We start from the raw sequence: 16540 nt of genomic DNA on the forward strand, positions 1-16540 counted from the left end.
CTCGGGTCAGTGGTCGCCGCCGACGAGCTGCGAGCGGACGTGCGGCCAGAGCGTGAGCACCACCTGGAGCCCGTCGCGCACCCCGCCGGACGACCCGGGCAGGTTCACCACCAGCGCGCGCTCCCCGTCGGCGGTGCCGGCGATCCCGGCCAGCCCCCTGGAGAGCGCGGCGGTAGGGACGCCCGCCGCGATGCCCTGCTGACGGACGGCCTCCGCGATCCCCGCGATCTCCTGATCGATCACCTCGCGCGTGCCCTCGGGGGTGAGGTCCCGCGGGGCGATCCCGGTGCCGCCGGTGGTGATGACGAGCCGCGCGCCGTCGTCGAGCACGGCACGCAGCACGTCCCGGACCGACTCGACGCCGTCGGGCACGAGGTGCTGATGCACGTCGGTGAGCCCGGCCTCTTCCAGGAGAGACACCGCCGTCGGACCAGACCGGTCCTCGGCCTCGCCGCGTGCACAACGGTCGGAGACAGTGATCACCGCTACCCGGTCGGACGTCATACCGACACGCTATCGGCCTCCGGCCCGTGGGGCTTGGCTGCCTCAGCGGGCTCGGCAGTCTCGGCAGTCTCGACGGCCTTGTCGCGACGGTACGCGCGCACCGACCATGCAACGGCGGCGGCCCAGACCACCCAGATGATCACGTACACGGTGTTCATCAGGACAGGGCCCGCGGCGATCCAGTCGCTGTTGAGCAGCGTGCGCGAGTTCGTGAGGATGATGACGCCACCCACGAGCGAACCGAGGACGCGCGGGGGCACGAGGCGCACCAGCCAGGCGGCGATCGGCGCGGCGATCAGCCCACCGATGAGCAGAGCCAGCACCCAGGTGAAGTCGATGCCCTCGCCGCTGAGGCCGACGAAGAAGCCGATGCTCGCCGCGATGGCCACGAAGAACTCGCTGGTGTCGATCGAGCCGATCACCTTGCGGGGCTCCATGCGGCCGCTCGCCAGGATCGCGGGGGTGCCCACCGGGCCCCAGCCACCACCGCCGGTCGCATCCATGAAGCCGGCCACGAGGCCGAGCGGCGTGAGGAAGCGCCGGCGCAGCGGCTTGTCCGAACGCGCGGGGAGGCCCTGCACGGTGAACCGGAGCAGCACGTAGAGGCCGAGCGTCAGCAGGATCAGCGACATCACCGGCTTGGCGATCTCGGTGGAGAGGGACGACAGGAAGGTGGCGCCGGCGAACGCACCGATGGCGCCCGGGATGCCGATGCGGGCGACGACCTTCCAGTCCACGTTGCCGAAGCGCCAGTGCGAGGCGCCGGAGGCCAGGGTGGTGCCGATCTCGGCGAGGTGCACGGTGGCCGACGCCGCAGCGGGGTTGGTGCCGATCGCGAGCAGCAGGGTCGTGGAGGTCACGCCGTAGGCCATACCCAGACTGCCGTCCACAAGCTGCGCGCCGAGGCCGACGAGCGCCAGCAGGATCAGGGTTCTCATGGTCGTGACCTTCCAGGCCCGGGGAATACGGCGGAGGCCGCACCCGTGCGGCCGGCGCCAGAGTAACCGACTAATCCGATCGGAAACAACAGTCATCTCATAGGTCGGATAAATGTGCATGGCAAAGCCGGGTGAAAGCTCTGGGACTCGTCAGAACCAGGGCCAGGAACCGGGCTTCGGCAGGGATCAGGAATTGGCCCAGGCCGACTCGCCCTGCGTGAGGGCGCGGATGCCGTCCGGCAGCGTGCCACCCACCAGGTCGGCGAGCGACACCGCCTCCAGCACGGCCCGGACGTTGGCGCGCAGTGCCACCCACACGTGGAGCAGTGGTGCGGCCGGACCCTGGAACTCCAGGTCGGACGGCCGGGTGCCGCGGACGAAGACCAGCGGACCGTCGACGGCCCGCACCACGTCGGCGACGGTGATCGAGTCGGCCGGGCGCGCCAGCCGGTACCCACCGCCGGCCCCGCGATGGCTCGTGACGAGCCCGTCTCGGCGCAGGTCGCTCAGGATGCCCTCCAGGAAACGGTGGGGGATGTCCTGTGCCCGGGCCAGCGCCTCGGCGCGGACAGGTCCGTCGTGGTCGGCCGCCGCCAGCTCGGCGGCTGCCCGGACGGCGTAGTCGGCTCGTGCGGAGATCCTCATGCACTCATTCTCTCCTGTACCCCCGCGCACGGTGTGCCGATCGATCGCGGTTCCGCAGACCAGGCAGCACCTCCCATATGAGTCCGCAGATTCGGTGATAATCTCTACCATGTGCCGCACATGAGGATTCGAGAGGCCGCCGCGTACCTCGGCGTCAGCGACGACACCGTGCGCCGCTGGATCGACCGCGGGCTGCTCGGCGTCCGCACCGACGACTCCGGGCGCAAGGTCGTCGACGGTTACGAGGTAGCGATGGTGGCGCGTGAGCACGCCTCGCCACCCGGCCTGCCGCCAGGTCTGCGCAGCTCCGCGCGCAACCGCTTCGTCGGTCTGGTGACCGCTATCCAGGCCGACACCGTCATGGCACAGGTCGAGCTGCAGTGCGGGCCGTTCCGCGTCGTCTCGCTGATGAGCAGCGAGGCCGTGCGCGACCTCGGGCTCGAGCCGGGTTCGGTGGCGGTGGCCGTCATCAAGTCGACCAACGTCGTGATCGAGACCGAGGATCGGCCGGGTTCCGCATGACGTTCCGCATGGAGGGGTATCGACGCCGGCTGACGATGGGCACGCTGGCCGCTGGGCTCCTGGCCGCGGGCACGCTGTCAGCCTGCAGCGGATCACCCCGGGCCGACGGCGGGGACGCGCCGCCCGACCGGACGCTCACCGTCTACGCGGCAGCGTCGTTGACCAGCACGTTCGAGCAGATCGCCGCGGACTTCGAGGCGGCGCACGACGGCGTCTCGGTGGAGCTGTCCTTCGCCGGCTCGTCGGACCTGGTCGCCCAGATCCAGCAGGGAGCCCCCGCGGACGTCTTCGCGTCGGCGGACACCGCGAACATGGACAAGCTCGCCGCGGACGACCTGCTGGCAGGGACGCCCGTCGACTTCGCGGCGAACACCCTCATGATCGCTGTCCCGCCGGGCAACCCCGCGGGTGTCGCATCGCTCGCGGACCTGGCCGCGGACGACCTGAACCTGGTCGTCTGCGCACCCGAGGTACCGTGCGGCGCGGCGACGGAACAGGTCGAGCAGGCGGGCGGCGTCTCGTTCTCCCCCGTCAGCGAGGAGCAGAGCGTCACCGACGTCCTGAACAAGGTGATCACCGGCGAGGCCGACGCCGGCCTGGTCTACATCACGGACGTCAGCGCCGCCGGCGACCAGGTCGAGGGCATCGAGTTCCCCGAGTCGGACGACGTCGTCAACGTGTATCCCGTCTCGGCTCTCCAGGGCAGCCCGCAGCCCGAGCACGCCCAGGAGTTCGTCGAGGCCCTGCTGAGCCCGGACGGGCAGAGAGTGCTGTCCGACGCCGGCTTCGTGGCGTCATGATCCCCCGGTGGGTCGCCGGGGTCGCTGCGGTGGGTGCGCTCCTGGTGGTGCTCCCCCTCGCGGCGCTGGCGGCCCGCGTGGACTGGCCGAACTTCTGGACCCTGATCAGCAGCGAGTCGTCGGTGGCGGCGCTGCTCCTGAGCCTGCGTACCTCGGCCGTGAGCACGCTGCTGTGCCTGGTGGTGGGGATACCGCTGGCGCTGGTGCTGGCCCGCGCCCGCTTCCCGGGAATCAACCTGCTGCGTTCGCTGGTGCTGGTGCCGCTCGTGCTGCCGCCTGTGGTGGGCGGGATCGCGCTCCTGTACACCTTCGGACGCCGCGGACTGCTCGGTGAGTCGCTCGAGGTGGCGGGTCTCCAGATCGCGTTCTCCACCACGGCCGTCGTGCTGGCGCAGACGTTCGTCGCTCTGCCGTTCCTCGTGATCAGCCTCGAGGGCGCCCTGCGTACGGCAGGCACCCGGTACGACGTCGTCGCCGCGACCCTGGGCGCCCGGCCCACCACCGTCCTGTTCCGGGTGACGCTGCCGCTCGTGTGGCCCGGCCTGTTGTCCGGCACGGTGCTGTCCTTCGCGCGTTGCCTGGGCGAGTTCGGCGCGACCATCACGTTCGCCGGCAGCCTGCAAGGGGTCACACGGACGCTGCCGCTGGAGATCTACCTGCAGCGGGAGACCGACCCGGACGCGGCGGTCGCGCTCTCCCTCGTCCTCGTGGCGGTCGCCGTGCTCGTCATCGGCTTCACCCGCCGTAGCCGGAGCGCCCTGTGAGCCTTGTCCTCTCCGCACATCTCCCGGACCGCGACGTCCAGCTCGATCTCGAGGTCGCCGACGGAGAGACCGTCGCGCTGCTCGGTCCCAACGGCGCCGGCAAGTCCACCCTCCTGGCGGTCGCGGCCGGGCTGCTGCGCCCGCACGACGGCCGGGTCACGCTCGACGCCCGCACGCTCACCCACGTCGAGGCGGGCCGCATCCGCACCTGGGTGCCTCCGCACGCACGTCAGGTGGCACTGCTGGCGCAGGACCCCCTGCTGTTCCCACATCTTTCGGTACGGCAGAACATCGCGTTCGGGCCCCGGGCCCGCGGCGTTTCCCAGCCGTCGGCCGGCGCGGAGGCCGACCGCTGGCTGGACCGGATCGGCCTGGCAGATCTGGGTGAGCGACGCCCGTCCGCGATCTCCGGCGGGCAGGCCCAGCGGGTGGCGGTTGCTCGGGCACTCGCGACCGAACCCCGGCTCCTGCTGCTCGACGAGCCGATGGCCGCCCTCGACGTCGACGTCACTCCCGCGCTACGACACCTGCTGCGCGAGGTCCTCAGCGAGCAGACCGTCGTCATCGCCACGCACGACGTCCTGGACGCGCTCCTGCTCGCCGACCGAGTGGTAGTGCTCGACGGCGGCCGCGTCGTCGAGCAGGGCCCGACCCGCGAGGTGCTCTCCCGGCCTCGGAGCGCGTTCGCTGCTCGCATCGCGGGCCTGAACATCGTGGCGGGCACCTGGTCCGACGACGACGGCGGGATCCGCGCGGCGACCGGCGTCGTCGTCCACGGCCTGCCGCACGACGACGGCGGGGGCGCCGACCGGGTGCCGCCCACGGCCGGGACGCCGATGATCGCGGCGTTCCGCCCGACGGCCGTCTCGGTCTTCCCTGCCCGCGCGACGGGCTCCCCCCGCAACTCCTGGCCGGTCACGGTCACCACCCTGGAGCCGCACGGTGATCTCGTGCGGGTCCGGGCCGGGAACCTCAGCGCGGACATCACGCCTCGGGCGGCGGCCGACCTCGCACTCGCGCCGGGCGACCCGGTCTGGTTCACGGTCAAGGCGACCGAGGTCGACCTGTACCCGACCTGACGATCCGCGCCCGGCCGGGAGCGGTGCGGTCAGGCCAGGATCTGGCCGGCCCGCTGTGCGGAGGCCGCGAACGAGCCGGTCAGCGGCAGCTCCGGCAGGATCACGGCCTGGGCGGCGTGATAGACGTCAGGCTTGCCGATCCACGTGCGGCCCGACGGCCGGTTCTTCGTGTCGAGCTCATGGTGCCAGGAGCCGTGCTCGACGTCGATGAGGTTCTCCCGGATCCAGGCCCACCACGCGGCCTCCAGCTCCGCATAGCGCGCCTCACCGGTGACTCGCCCCAGCACCTGCGCGGTCGCGACAGCCTCGGCCGCGACCCAGTGGAAGCGCCGCGCCTCCACCGGTGTGCCCGACCAGTCGGTGGTGTAGACGAATCCGCCCCCCTCGGGGTCCCATCCGTCGGCGACCGCTCGCTCGAACAGGGCGACGGCGGCCTGGGTCCGTCGACCGGACGTGTCCGCCTCCGCATCGATCTGCAGCAGCAGCCGAGCCCACTCGAGTCCGTGACCGGGTGTCGCACCGTATGGCTTGAACGGGTCGTGTGGCCGGTCAGCGTTGTACTCGAGGAGCGGGTTCCACGCCGCGTCGAAGTGCTCAGGGATCCGCCAGCCGTTGGACTCCGCCCAGCTCACCACACGATCACCGATGGCCGCGGCACGGTCCAGCCACAAACTGTCCCCGGTCGCGGCATGCGCTGCCAGCAGCGCTTCGACGGCGTGCATGTTCGCGTTCACACCGCGGTAGTCGGAGGTCTCTGCCCAGTCGCGCGACCGCTCGTCGAGGTGCAGCTCCTGCTCCTGCTCCCAGAACCGCGCGTCCAGCACCGCGAGAGCCTTGGTGAGCAGGTCCGACGCTCCCGCTATGCCCGCGATCTTGCCGGACGACGCGGCCAGCACGACGAAGGCGTGCGCGTACGCCTGCTTCGTGCCGACGACCTCGTCACCCTCACCCCGAGCCGCAAGCCAGCCGTCGTGCTCCGCGTCGCCCAGGACGTCCTGGAGACCACGGATGGCTCGCGCGGCATACTCGTCGGCACCGCTGACCCCCAGCAGATGTCCCAACGCGAAGACGTGCGCCATACGCGACGTGATCCACGTTTCCACAGGGTGTGAACTGTCAGGCCGCCCATGATCGTCGAGCCAACAGGCAGCCCCGTCCTCACGAACCGACGCCTCGGCGAAACGCAGCAGCGAGACGAAGTGGTCCCTGCGCCATGCCGACTCACTCGTGCTCGAGGGTTGGATGTTGGTGGAGTCCGCGCCGGTGCGGGTTATGTCTGCGTTCACATGGCCACGATAGCCGCGGTCGATGTATCCCCGGCAAGTTTGCCCAGCGCACGGCCGGCCGGAGCTCTCGACCGCGACATTGCTGGCCGGCGCTCCGCCCTACAAAAGGGTTCGGGAATGCAGGTAGGGGGTGGAGCCTGGCACCCCAGCCCTTACGGGCCGTGTGCTGGCTCCACCCCCTACCAGGAATGGTTGTCCGGCGGCGTCCTACTCTCCCACCCCGTCTCCAGGGCAGTACCATCGGCGCTGTAGGGCTAAGCTTCCGGGTTCGGAATGGGACCGGGCGTTTCCCCCACGCTAAGACCACCGTAACACTATCGAGACAGACAAAACCCTCACCCACCCACCAACCAAACCCGTTAAGAGAATGGTGGTGAAACAAGGGGGTCTGGTGCCCGTGACTCGGGAACCGCATAGTGGACGCGAAACAAAACCTTGAGCATTATTAACAGTAAAGTTGTGTTGTGAAGTTATCGGCAGTTAGTACCGGTCAGCTCCGACAGTCTTTAGTCCTGTCTTCCACATCCGGCCTATCAACCCAGTGGTCTGCTGGGTGCCTCCCACACAAAGTGTATGGAAACCTCATCTCGAAGCAGGCTTCCCGCTTAGATGCTTTCAGCGGTTATCCCTTCCGAACGTAGCCAACCAGCCATGCTCCTGGCGGAACAACTGGCACACCAGAGGTTCGTCCGTCCCGGTCCTCTCGTACTAGGGACAGCCCTTCTCAAGTTTCCTGCGCGCGCAGCGGATAGGGACCGAACTGTCTCACGACGTTCTAAACCCAGCTCGCGTACCGCTTTAATGGGCGAACAGCCCAACCCTTGGGACCTACTCCAGCCCCAGGATGCGACGAGCCGACATCGAGGTGCCAAACCATGCCGTCGATATGGACTCTTGGGCAAGATCAGCCTGTTATCCCCGGGGTACCTTTTATCCGTTGAGCGACGGCGCTTCCACAAGCCACCGCCGGATCACTAGTTCCGACTTTCGTCCCTGCTCGACCTGTCGGTCTCACAGTCAAGCTCCCTTGTGCACTTGCACTCGATACCTGATTGCCAACCAGGCTGAGGGAACCTTTGAGCGCCTCCGTTACATTTTAGGAGGCAACCGCCCCAGTTAAACTACCCACCAGGCACTGTCCCTGATCCGGATCACGGACCGAGGTTAGACATCCGAAGCGATCAGAGTGGTATTTCAACAATGACTCCACCCGAGCTGGCGCCCTGGCTTCACAGTCTCCCACCTATCCTACACAAACCGCACCGAACACCAATACCAAGCTATAGTAAAGGTCCCGGGGTCTTTCCGTCCTGCTGCGCGTAACGAGCATCTTTACTCGTAGTGCAATTTCGCCGAGTTCGCGGTTGAGACAGCGGAGAAGTCGTTACGCCATTCGTGCAGGTCGGAACTTACCCGACAAGGAATTTCGCTACCTTAGGATGGTTATAGTTACCACCGCCGTTTACTGGGGCTTAAATTCTGAGCTTCGCCTTACGGCTGACTCGTCCTCTTAACCTTCCAGCACCGGGCAGGCGTCAGTCCGTATACATCGTCTTGCGACTTCGCACGGACCTGTGTTTTTAGTAAACAGTCGCTTCTCCCTGGTCTCTGCGGCCCTCCCCGCGTCCCCCAGCAAGTGGGTTAACGGTTCAGGCCCCCCTTCTCCCGAAGTTACGGGGGCATTTTGCCGAGTTCCTTAACCACGATTCTCTCGATCGCCTTAGTATTCTCTACCTGACCACCTGAGTCGGTTTAGGGTACGGGCGGCTAGTCCCTCGCGTCGAGGCTTTTCTAGGCAGCATAGGATCACCAGATTCCCGCATACACGGTCTCTATCAGCTCTCACCCTATATGCCCCACGGATTTGCCTATGGGACGGGCTACGACCTTGGACATGGACAACCATCGCCACGCCTGGCTACCTTCCTGCGTCACCCCTGTTAACACGCTTACCTACTACCGGATCAGGTCCCACGCCTCCCCAACGATGAGACCCGAAGGTCTCGGTGCTGGCTCGGGGTGGTTAGTATCACCGGGCTCGGTATGGGCGGTACTTCGCCGGTAGGAGAATATCAACTCCTTGTCCATCGACTACGCCTGTCGGCCTCGCCTTAGGTCCCGACTTACCCAGGGCGGATGAACCTGGCCCTGGAACCCTTGGTCATTCGGCGGACGGGATTCACACCCGTCATTCGCTACTCATGCCTGCATTCTCACTCGTGTAGGCTCCACCGCTGGATCACTCCGCGACTTCACTGCCCACACGACGCTCCCCTACCCACCCACACACCTGAACACACAGAACAAGTCTGGTGCTGGGCTAACGTATGAGTGCCACGGCTTCGGCGGTGTGCTTGAGCCCCGCTACATTGTCGGCGCGGAATCACTTGACCAGTGAGCTATTACGCACTCTTTCAAGGGTGGCTGCTTCTAAGCCAACCTCCTGGTTGTCTGTGCAACTCCACATCCTTTCCCACTGAGCACACGCTTTGGGGCCTTAGCCGGTGATCTGGGCTGTTTCCCTCTCGACCACGGAGCTTATCCCCCGCAGTCTCACTGCCGCGCTTACGACTTACCGGCATTCGGAGTTTGGCTGACGTCAGTAACCTGGTGAGGCCCATTAGCCATCCAGTAGCTCTACCTCCGGTAAGAAACACGCGACGCTGCACCTAAATGCATTTCGGGGAGAACCAGCTATCACGAAGTTTGATTGGCCTTTCACCCCTAACCACAGGTCATCCCCCAGGTTTTCAACCCTGGTGGGTTCGGTCCTCCACGCCGTCTTACCGGCGCTTCAACCTGCCCATGGCTAGATCACTTCGCTTCGGGTCTAGACCCGGCGACTGAATCGCCCTATTCGGACTCGCTTTCGCTACGGATACCCCACACGGGTTAACCTCGCCACCGAGCACTAACTCGCAGGCTCATTCTTCAAAAGGCACGCCGTCACCCCTGCTCACCCCTAAGGGCTGGAGGCTCCGACGGATTGTAGGCACACGGTTTCAGGTACTATTTCACTCCCCTCCCGGGGTACTTTTCACCTTTCCCTCACGGTACTTGTCCGCTATCGGTCACTAGGTAGTATTTAGGCTTAGCAAGTGGTCTTGCCAGATTCACACGAGATTTCACGGGCCCCGTGCTACTTGGGATCCCCTCAACCAGGCCGCACCATTTCGTCTACGGGACTCCCACCCACTACGGTCCGGTATTCAACCCGGTTCGACTATGACACGACTTTCTTACTGGCTGAAGAACTGTCAGATTCTTCCAGAAGGTCCCACAACCCCGCACACGCAACGCCTGACAGCTTGACACGCATACGGTTTGGCCTCATCCGCTTTCGCTCGCCACTACTCACGGAATATCTCTTCCTGTCGGTACTGAGATGTTTCACTTCCCGACGTTCCCTCCACACGCCCTATACATTCAGGCGCGGGTAACCGAACATGACTTCGGCTGGGTTCCCCCATTCGGAGACCCTCGGATCACAGCTCGTCTGCCAACTCCCCGAGGATTATCGCAGGCTACAACGTCCTTCTTCGGCTCCTAGTGCCAAGGCATCCACCAATGTGCCCTTAAAAACTTCAGGCAACACTACAATCACAGAAACCAAGATGACCACAAAACAACAACCACAAGCCAAAGACCCATGGTCGTACATTCTTGCGATCGCAATCTTGGAAAATTTCAAAGATGCTCGCGTCCACTATGCAGTTCTCAAGCAACGGACGAACCCACCAGGCAAACCCGTGACACCACACCCAACAACTAGGCCAGTCCTCAGACCAGTCAGCGTGAGCGGGTATGACACGAACCAAGTGACCCGTACTCGATCCAGAAACACACAACCTTGCCTACCCCCGAAGGGACAAGCCGGCCGGTTGTCTCAGGACCCAACAGTGTGCTTGGCGAACCCCCGACCACCCGGCAGACCGCGTTCCAACCCGTCACGACCCTCCGAGGAGGACACAACCGGCGTACTAGCAATCAGCCCAGGCAGGGCGACTCTTCGTCAATGTTCCACCCATGAGCAACCATCCCAGACGCGTACGGCCTGGGCCTGGCCTCTGCCACCAGCACCAACCATCGCCCCCACCCCGTGAAGGATGAACACGTGCTCCGTAGAGCGGCCGGCGTCCCCACTATGTGGGGCCTGATGGAGATGAGCTCCTTAGAAAGGAGGTGATCCAGCCGCACCTTCCGGTACGGCTACCTTGTTACGACTTAGTCCCAATCGCCAGTCCCACCTTCGACCACTCCCTCCCTTGCGGGTTGGGCCGTGAGCTTCGGGTGTTACCAACTTTCGTGACTTGACGGGCGGTGTGTACAAGGCCCGGGAACGTATTCACCGCAGCGTTGCTGATCTGCGATTACTAGCGACTCCGACTTCACGGGGTCGAGTTGCAGACCCCGATCCGAACTGAGACCGGCTTTTTGGGATTCGCTCCACCTCACGGTATCGCAGCCCTCTGTACCGGCCATTGTAGCATGCGTGAAGCCCAAGACATAAGGGGCATGATGATTTGACGTCATCCCCACCTTCCTCCGAGTTGACCCCGGCAGTCTCCCATGAGTCCCCGGCATGACCCGCTGGCAACATAGGATAAGGGTTGCGCTCGTTGCGGGACTTAACCCAACATCTCACGACACGAGCTGACGACAACCATGCACCACCTGTGTACGAGTGTCCAAAGAGTTCGTTATCTCTAACGCGTTCTCGTACATGTCAAGCCTTGGTAAGGTTCTTCGCGTTGCATCGAATTAATCCGCATGCTCCGCCGCTTGTGCGGGCCCCCGTCAATTCCTTTGAGTTTTAGCCTTGCGGCCGTACTCCCCAGGCGGGGCACTTAATGCGTTAGCTGCGGCACAGAACGAGTGGAACCCGCCCCACACCTAGTGCCCAACGTTTACGGCATGGACTACCAGGGTATCTAATCCTGTTCGCTCCCCATGCTTTCGCTCCTCAGCGTCAGTAACTGCCCAGAGACCTGCCTTCGCCATCGGTGTTCCTCCTGATATCTGCGCATTCCACCGCTACACCAGGAATTCCAGTCTCCCCTACAGCACTCTAGTCTGCCCGTACCCGATGCAAGCCCACAGTTGAGCCATGGGATTTCACACCAGACGCGACAGACCGCCTACGAGCTCTTTACGCCCAATAATTCCGGACAACGCTTGCGCCCTACGTATTACCGCGGCTGCTGGCACGTAGTTAGCCGGCGCTTCTTCTGCAGGTACCGTCACTTTCGCTTCTTCCCTGCTGAAAGAGGTTTACAACCCGAAGGCCGTCATCCCTCACGTGGCGTCGCTGCATCAGGCTTTCGCCCATTGTGCAATATTCCCCACTGCTGCCTCCCGTAGGAGTCTGGGCCGTGTCTCAGTCCCAGTGTGGCCGGTCGCCCTCTCAGGCCGGCTACCCGTCGACGCCTTGGTAGGCCATTACCCCACCAACAAGCTGATAGGCCGCGAGCCCATCCCCCACCGAAAAACTTTCCAACACCCACCATGCGGCAGGTGCTCATATCCGGTATTAGACCTCGTTTCCAAGGCTTATCCCGAAGTAGGGGGCAGGTTGCTCACGTGTTACTCACCCGTTCGCCACTGATCCACCCAGCAAGCTGGGCTTCACCGTTCGACTTGCATGTGTTAAGCACGCCACCAGCGTTCGTCCTGAGCCAGGATCAAACTCTCCGTAAAAGAGAAACATCCACACCCACCCAAGAGGCGAGCGTGAACAATGATACCGGCCAGACCAATCTGATGATTAAGATCTGTCCAAAACAACCCCCACAACGATGCGACCCGACTAACCGGACGGTCAGACAAGGCCACACCCGCAAGGGGTTAAAACATTGGCATTGACTATCAAGCACACTGTTGAGTTCTCAAACAACCGACGCACACCGTCAGGACCGCAATCTTTCCGATCGCTTCCCTGTCCGGGGCAACTTCTCTAACTTACCAGAGTCGAACCCGCCTCGCAAACTTGCTGATCCTGTTGGATCTGCATGCTCTACAAGAGAGGATCCGCATCTGATATCCCGCAAGGCAATTAAACTGCCCTGCATCAGAGATGGGATCCAGCCCCGGCGCGGCCACCCGGGCCGTTTCCGGCCCCGTGTCCGTCGGCCCGTCGGGCTGACATCCAGAACAGTACGTCAGGTGCAGGGGTGCGTCAAAGCCGCGGCCCGTGACGGCGGACACAGAAGCGCTGTTCACCGGCTGTTTTTCCAAGAGCACCTCAGGTCTGAGAGGTCCGCAGCCATGCAGGACTGCCTCAGTCGCAGCCGGGAGCGGCTTATTGGCCGCAACCAGACCAAGAACTCACCTCGTCGGCCATGTCTACGTAATCTTTGGTTCAGATTTCGCCATCGCGCCGAACCGGCCGTGCCACCACACCGGCACTAGGCCTGGCCGGAAGCCAGTCCCAGGCCCAGCATCTCCTCGAGCTGCCCGTGCGAGACCCCGAAGGCCTCGACCAGACGCGCCCCGGCGCCGAACGTAGGCCCGACGTCGATCACCGCGACGTCGCTGTAGATCCGCGACACGCAGCCGACACCTGTGAGCGGGAGCGTGCACTCGCCCACGAGCTTGGGCCGGCCGTCCTTGGTCAGCAGCTTCATCATGACGACGCTTCGCTTGGCGCCCACTGCCAGGTCCATCGCCCCGCCCACTGCGGGTACGGCCCCGGGGCTGCCTGTGGACCAGTTCGCCAGGTCGCCCGACGTCGACACCTGGAAGGCGCCCAGTACACAGACGTCGATGTGACCTCCGCGCATCATGGCGAACGAGTCCGCCTGGTGGAAGTACGCGGCACCCGCCAGCTCGGTGACAGGGACCTTGCCCGCATTGATCAGCTCCGGGTCCACGAGGTCCGCCCGCGGTGACGGCCCCATGCCGAGCAGCCCGTTCTCCGTGTGCAGAGTGATGCCGGAGTCGGCCGGCAGGTGGTCGGCCACCAGCGTCGGCAGCCCGATCCCCAGATTCACGTACGAGCCGGGCCGGATGTCTGCGGCTACACGAGCCGCGAGCTGCGCCATGGAGAGCGGGGCCCTACCGCGCGAGCCCGCCGTAATCGTCTCCGCGCTCATGATGCGGCTCCTCGTTCTGCGGGCTGCGCGCCCGCGAGTGTGGTCGCGCCGTCGATCTCCACCACGGCGTCGACATAGATACCGGGGGTCACCACCGTCTCGGGGTCGATCGATCCGACCGGGACCACCTCCGTCACCTGCGCCACCGTCCGGCGCGCGGCAGTGGCCATGACCGGCCCGAAGTTCCTGGCCGTCTTGCGGTAGACGAGGTTGCCGGCGCCGTCGGCCCGGAATGCCTTGACCAGGGCGAGATCAGCGTGGATCGGTGACTCGAGGACCATCGGGACGCCGTCTACCACGCGTGTCTCCTTGCCCTCGGCCAGCGGGGTCCCGAAGCCGGTCGGGGTGAAGAAGCCACCCAGGCCGGCGCCGGCCGCGCGGATCCGCTCGGCGAGATTGCCCTGCGGGACCAGCTCGAGCTCGATCCGGCCCGCGCGATAGGCCTCGTCGAAGTGCCACGAGTCCACCTGCCGGGGGAACGAGCACACGATCCGGCGGACGCGGCCCAGGTGGACGAGGCGAGCCAGGGCATCCTCACCGTTGCCGGCGTTGTTGGAGACGACGACGAGATCGCCGGCGCCCTGCGCCAGGAGCGCCTCGATGAGCTCTACCGGCTGACCGGCCGGCCCGAACCCGCCGATCATCACCGTCGAACCGTCGGCGACGTCGCCCAGTGCTTCCTGGGCGGTCCGCGCGAGCTGGACAGTCATGCGGTGGCTCGCACGTTCTCCAGCACCACTGCCATGCCCTGCCCCACGCCGATACAGATCGCCGCGACGCCCCACCGCTGGTCCTCCGCGACGAGCCGGCGCGCGAGCGTCCCCAGGATCCGGGTGCCCGAGGCACCGAGCGGATGGCCGAGCGCTGTCGCGCCGCCCCAGGCGTTGACGATGTCGAGGTCCACGCCCCAGTCGTCGACGCAGGCGAGCGACTGGGCGGCGAACGCCTCGTTGAGCTCGACAGCGCCGACGTCGGCCCAGGCGATACCACTCTTGGACAGTGCGCGGTTGACGGCTTCCACGGGGGCATACCCGAAGTACTGCGGCTCGTTGGCGACCGACGCACGGCCCACGATGCGGGCGAGCGGCTCCAGGCCGGTGTGGTCGGCCGCGGAGCCCGAACCGATCAGTGCGGAGCTGGCGCCGTCCGTCAGCGGAGAGGCATTGCCCGCGGTGATGGTGCCGCCCTCTGCGCGGAACGACGGCTTCAAGGCGGCCAGCTGCTCCACGGTGCTGCCCGGGCGAACGGGTTCGTCCCGCAGCAGATCGGAGCCGGGGTACGCCGTGACCAGGTCGTCGTACCGGCCTGCCTCCCAGGCCTCGTGCGCCAGCCGGTGGCTGCGCAGGGCGAACTCGTCCTGGCGCTCTCGCGTGATGCCGTACTTCTCCCGGAGGCGTTCGGTGGCCTCGCCGAGGGACACGGTCCAGTCGGGCTGCATCCGCGCGTTGACCAGCCGCCAGCCCAGCGTGGTCGAGACGAGCTCACCGTTGCCCGCCGGATAGGCACGCTCGGGCTTGCGCATCACCCACGGTGCGCGGCTCATCGACTCGACGCCGCCCGCGACGATCACGTCTGCGTCGCCCGACTCCACGGCGCGAGCCGCCTGGACGACTGCCTCGAGCGACGAGCCGCACAGCCGGTTCACGGTGATCCCGGGAACCGTCACGGGCAGCCCGGCGAGCAGGACTGCCATGCGCGCCACATTCCGGTTCTCCTCGCCGGCACCGTTCGCGTTGCCCAGGATGACGTCGTCGATCCGGGCAGGATCCAGGCCGGGCGCCCGGCGTGCCTGCTCCCCCACGACGAAGGCCGCGAGGTCGTCGGGGCGGATCGCTGACAGCGCCCCGCCGTAACGGCCGAAGGGAGTGCGCACCGCGTCATAGACGTATGCGTGTCTCATCGATCCAGACCCCTGTCTGTTCGCTGTGCGCACACAAGTTCGAGATGCGCACACTCACGCTAGCAGCCGAGCTCAGGTCTGGATACGGGCCAGATCCGCCTCGATCTCGCGGGCCGCACGCAGCAGCGCCGGGAGTATCTCGGTGGCCATCTGCTCGACCGGCCCTCGACGGACGGGTGCGGAGACGTTGACAGCGGCGACCACCCGTCCCGCCCCGTCGCGCAGGGGCGCGGCGACGGAGCGCAGGCCCTCCTCGAGCTCCTGGTCGACGAGCGCCCAGCCCTGCTCCCGCACGGTGGCCAGCTCGGCACGCAGCACTCCCTTGTCCGTGATGGTGCGAGGGGTGAGCGGCGCGAGGGTGACGGCGGCCAGGAGGGCCTCGCGCTCGCCGTCCGGCACGTGTGCCAGGACGGCGCGGCCCATCGAGGTCGCGACCGCCGGGAACCTGGTGCCGATCTGGATCGCCGCGGACATGATGCGGTGGGTCGCCACGCGGGCCACGTACACGATGTCGGCGCCGTCGAGCACCGCCACCGACGACGACTCCCCGACGTCCTCCGCCAGCTGCTCCAGGTGAGGCTGCGCCACCTCCGGCAGCGACAGGCTCGACAGGTACGCGTACCCGAGCTCGAGCACCTGGGGTCGCAGCGCGAAAACCCGCCCGTCGGTCACGACGTACCCGAGCTCGACCAGGGTGTGGAGGAAGCGCCGCGCGGACGCCCGGCTCAGCTCGGCCTCCCGGGCGACCTCGCTCAAGGTCATCCGGGCGCGGTCCGTACCGAACGCGCGGATCACGGCCAGGCCGCGCTCCAGCGACTGCACGAACTCGCCCGACCTGGTGCCGGCGTCGTGAACGATCTCCCTCATCCGAGGTCCTCCCTCTGCCAGCGTGCGCGTCCGCTTCGCATCCTCGGCCGGGTCTCCGGCCGCTCCAGCTCGCACACGTGCGACCGGGGGGTGCGTCACCTGGGCAGCACGCCCGCCCGGAACTTCCCAGGGCCGCCGCCGGAA

Annotated in this window: 12 protein-coding genes and 3 rRNA genes; 4 read left to right on the forward strand and 11 right to left on the reverse strand. The window is 65.9% G+C overall.

Going from position 1 to position 16540, the window contains the following annotated elements; all coding sequences use genetic code 11:
* Window positions 1-6 precede the first annotated feature (6 nt).
* From ACQEVI_RS10400 to ACQEVI_RS10410, 3 genes are all read right to left on the reverse strand, one after another.
* Window positions 7-504, reverse strand: coding sequence for a MogA/MoaB family molybdenum cofactor biosynthesis protein (locus tag ACQEVI_RS10400; protein WP_432897877.1), 498 nt, complete (start codon window positions 502-504; stop codon window positions 7-9).
* Window positions 501-1442 (reverse strand): sulfite exporter TauE/SafE family protein, encoded by a 942-nt coding sequence (locus tag ACQEVI_RS10405; protein ID WP_432897880.1) that lies wholly within the window; start codon window positions 1440-1442, stop codon window positions 501-503. The genes ACQEVI_RS10400 and ACQEVI_RS10405 overlap by 4 nt, the downstream gene beginning before the upstream one ends.
* A 186-nt stretch (window positions 1443-1628) precedes the next feature.
* On the reverse strand, window positions 1629-2087 hold the full coding sequence (locus tag ACQEVI_RS10410; RefSeq protein ID WP_432897883.1) for an RrF2 family transcriptional regulator: 459 nt from the start codon (window positions 2085-2087) through the stop codon (window positions 1629-1631).
* Between the two features lie 111 nt (window positions 2088-2198).
* Between ACQEVI_RS10410 and ACQEVI_RS10415 the strand changes: the two genes are divergently transcribed.
* The 4 genes from ACQEVI_RS10415 to ACQEVI_RS10430 are packed head-to-tail and all read left to right on the forward strand — an operon-like array spanning window position 2199 to window position 5252.
* Entirely contained in the window at window positions 2199-2609 is a 411-nt protein-coding gene (locus tag ACQEVI_RS10415; RefSeq protein WP_357451482.1) for a TOBE domain-containing protein, read from the forward strand.
* Window positions 2606-3409, forward strand: coding sequence for a molybdate ABC transporter substrate-binding protein (modA, locus tag ACQEVI_RS10420; RefSeq protein ID WP_432897887.1), 804 nt, complete (start codon window positions 2606-2608; stop codon window positions 3407-3409). Before ACQEVI_RS10415 ends, modA begins: the two co-directional genes overlap by 4 nt.
* Window positions 3406-4173, forward strand: a complete 768-nt coding sequence (locus ACQEVI_RS10425) for an ABC transporter permease (protein WP_432897890.1) — start codon at window positions 3406-3408, stop codon at window positions 4171-4173. The genes modA and ACQEVI_RS10425 overlap by 4 nt, the downstream gene beginning before the upstream one ends.
* Complete coding sequence (locus ACQEVI_RS10430) at window positions 4170-5252, forward strand: sulfate/molybdate ABC transporter ATP-binding protein (RefSeq protein ID WP_432897893.1); 1083 nt, start codon at window positions 4170-4172, stop codon at window positions 5250-5252. Before ACQEVI_RS10425 ends, ACQEVI_RS10430 begins: the two co-directional genes overlap by 4 nt.
* A 29-nt stretch (window positions 5253-5281) precedes the next feature.
* On the opposite strand, the gene ACQEVI_RS10435 is transcribed toward ACQEVI_RS10430, so the two are convergent.
* The 8 genes from ACQEVI_RS10435 to ACQEVI_RS10470 all read right to left on the reverse strand — a co-directional run bounded on the left by ACQEVI_RS10435 (window position 5282) and on the right by ACQEVI_RS10470 (window position 16396).
* Entirely contained in the window at window positions 5282-6538 is a 1257-nt protein-coding gene (locus ACQEVI_RS10435) for an AGE family epimerase/isomerase (protein WP_432897896.1), read from the reverse strand.
* Between the two features lie 194 nt (window positions 6539-6732).
* Window positions 6733-6849: ribosomal RNA gene (gene rrf / locus ACQEVI_RS10440) — 5S ribosomal RNA — on the reverse strand.
* 150 nt (window positions 6850-6999) lie between these two features.
* Window positions 7000-10127, reverse strand: a 23S ribosomal RNA gene (locus ACQEVI_RS10445).
* Window positions 10128-10713: 586 nt separating this feature from the next.
* Window positions 10714-12235, reverse strand: a 16S ribosomal RNA gene (locus tag ACQEVI_RS10450).
* Together the 16S, 23S and 5S rRNA genes form the textbook arrangement of a ribosomal RNA operon.
* Window positions 12236-12942: 707 nt before the next feature.
* Entirely contained in the window at window positions 12943-13629 is a 687-nt protein-coding gene (locus ACQEVI_RS10455) for a 3-oxoacid CoA-transferase subunit B (RefSeq protein ID WP_432897899.1), read from the reverse strand.
* Window positions 13626-14339, reverse strand: coding sequence for a 3-oxoacid CoA-transferase subunit A (locus ACQEVI_RS10460; protein ID WP_432897901.1), 714 nt, complete (start codon window positions 14337-14339; stop codon window positions 13626-13628). The genes ACQEVI_RS10455 and ACQEVI_RS10460 overlap by 4 nt, the downstream gene beginning before the upstream one ends.
* Window positions 14336-15529, reverse strand: coding sequence for a thiolase family protein (locus ACQEVI_RS10465; RefSeq protein ID WP_432897904.1), 1194 nt, complete (start codon window positions 15527-15529; stop codon window positions 14336-14338). Before ACQEVI_RS10465 ends, ACQEVI_RS10460 begins: the two co-directional genes overlap by 4 nt.
* A 72-nt stretch (window positions 15530-15601) precedes the next feature.
* Entirely contained in the window at window positions 15602-16396 is a 795-nt protein-coding gene (locus tag ACQEVI_RS10470) for an IclR family transcriptional regulator domain-containing protein (RefSeq protein WP_432897907.1), read from the reverse strand.
* Window positions 16397-16540: the final 144 nt, after the last annotated feature.

Source organism: Promicromonospora sp. CA-289599 (assembly GCF_050936155.1).
Taxonomy (GTDB): domain Bacteria; phylum Actinomycetota; class Actinomycetes; order Actinomycetales; family Cellulomonadaceae; genus Promicromonospora.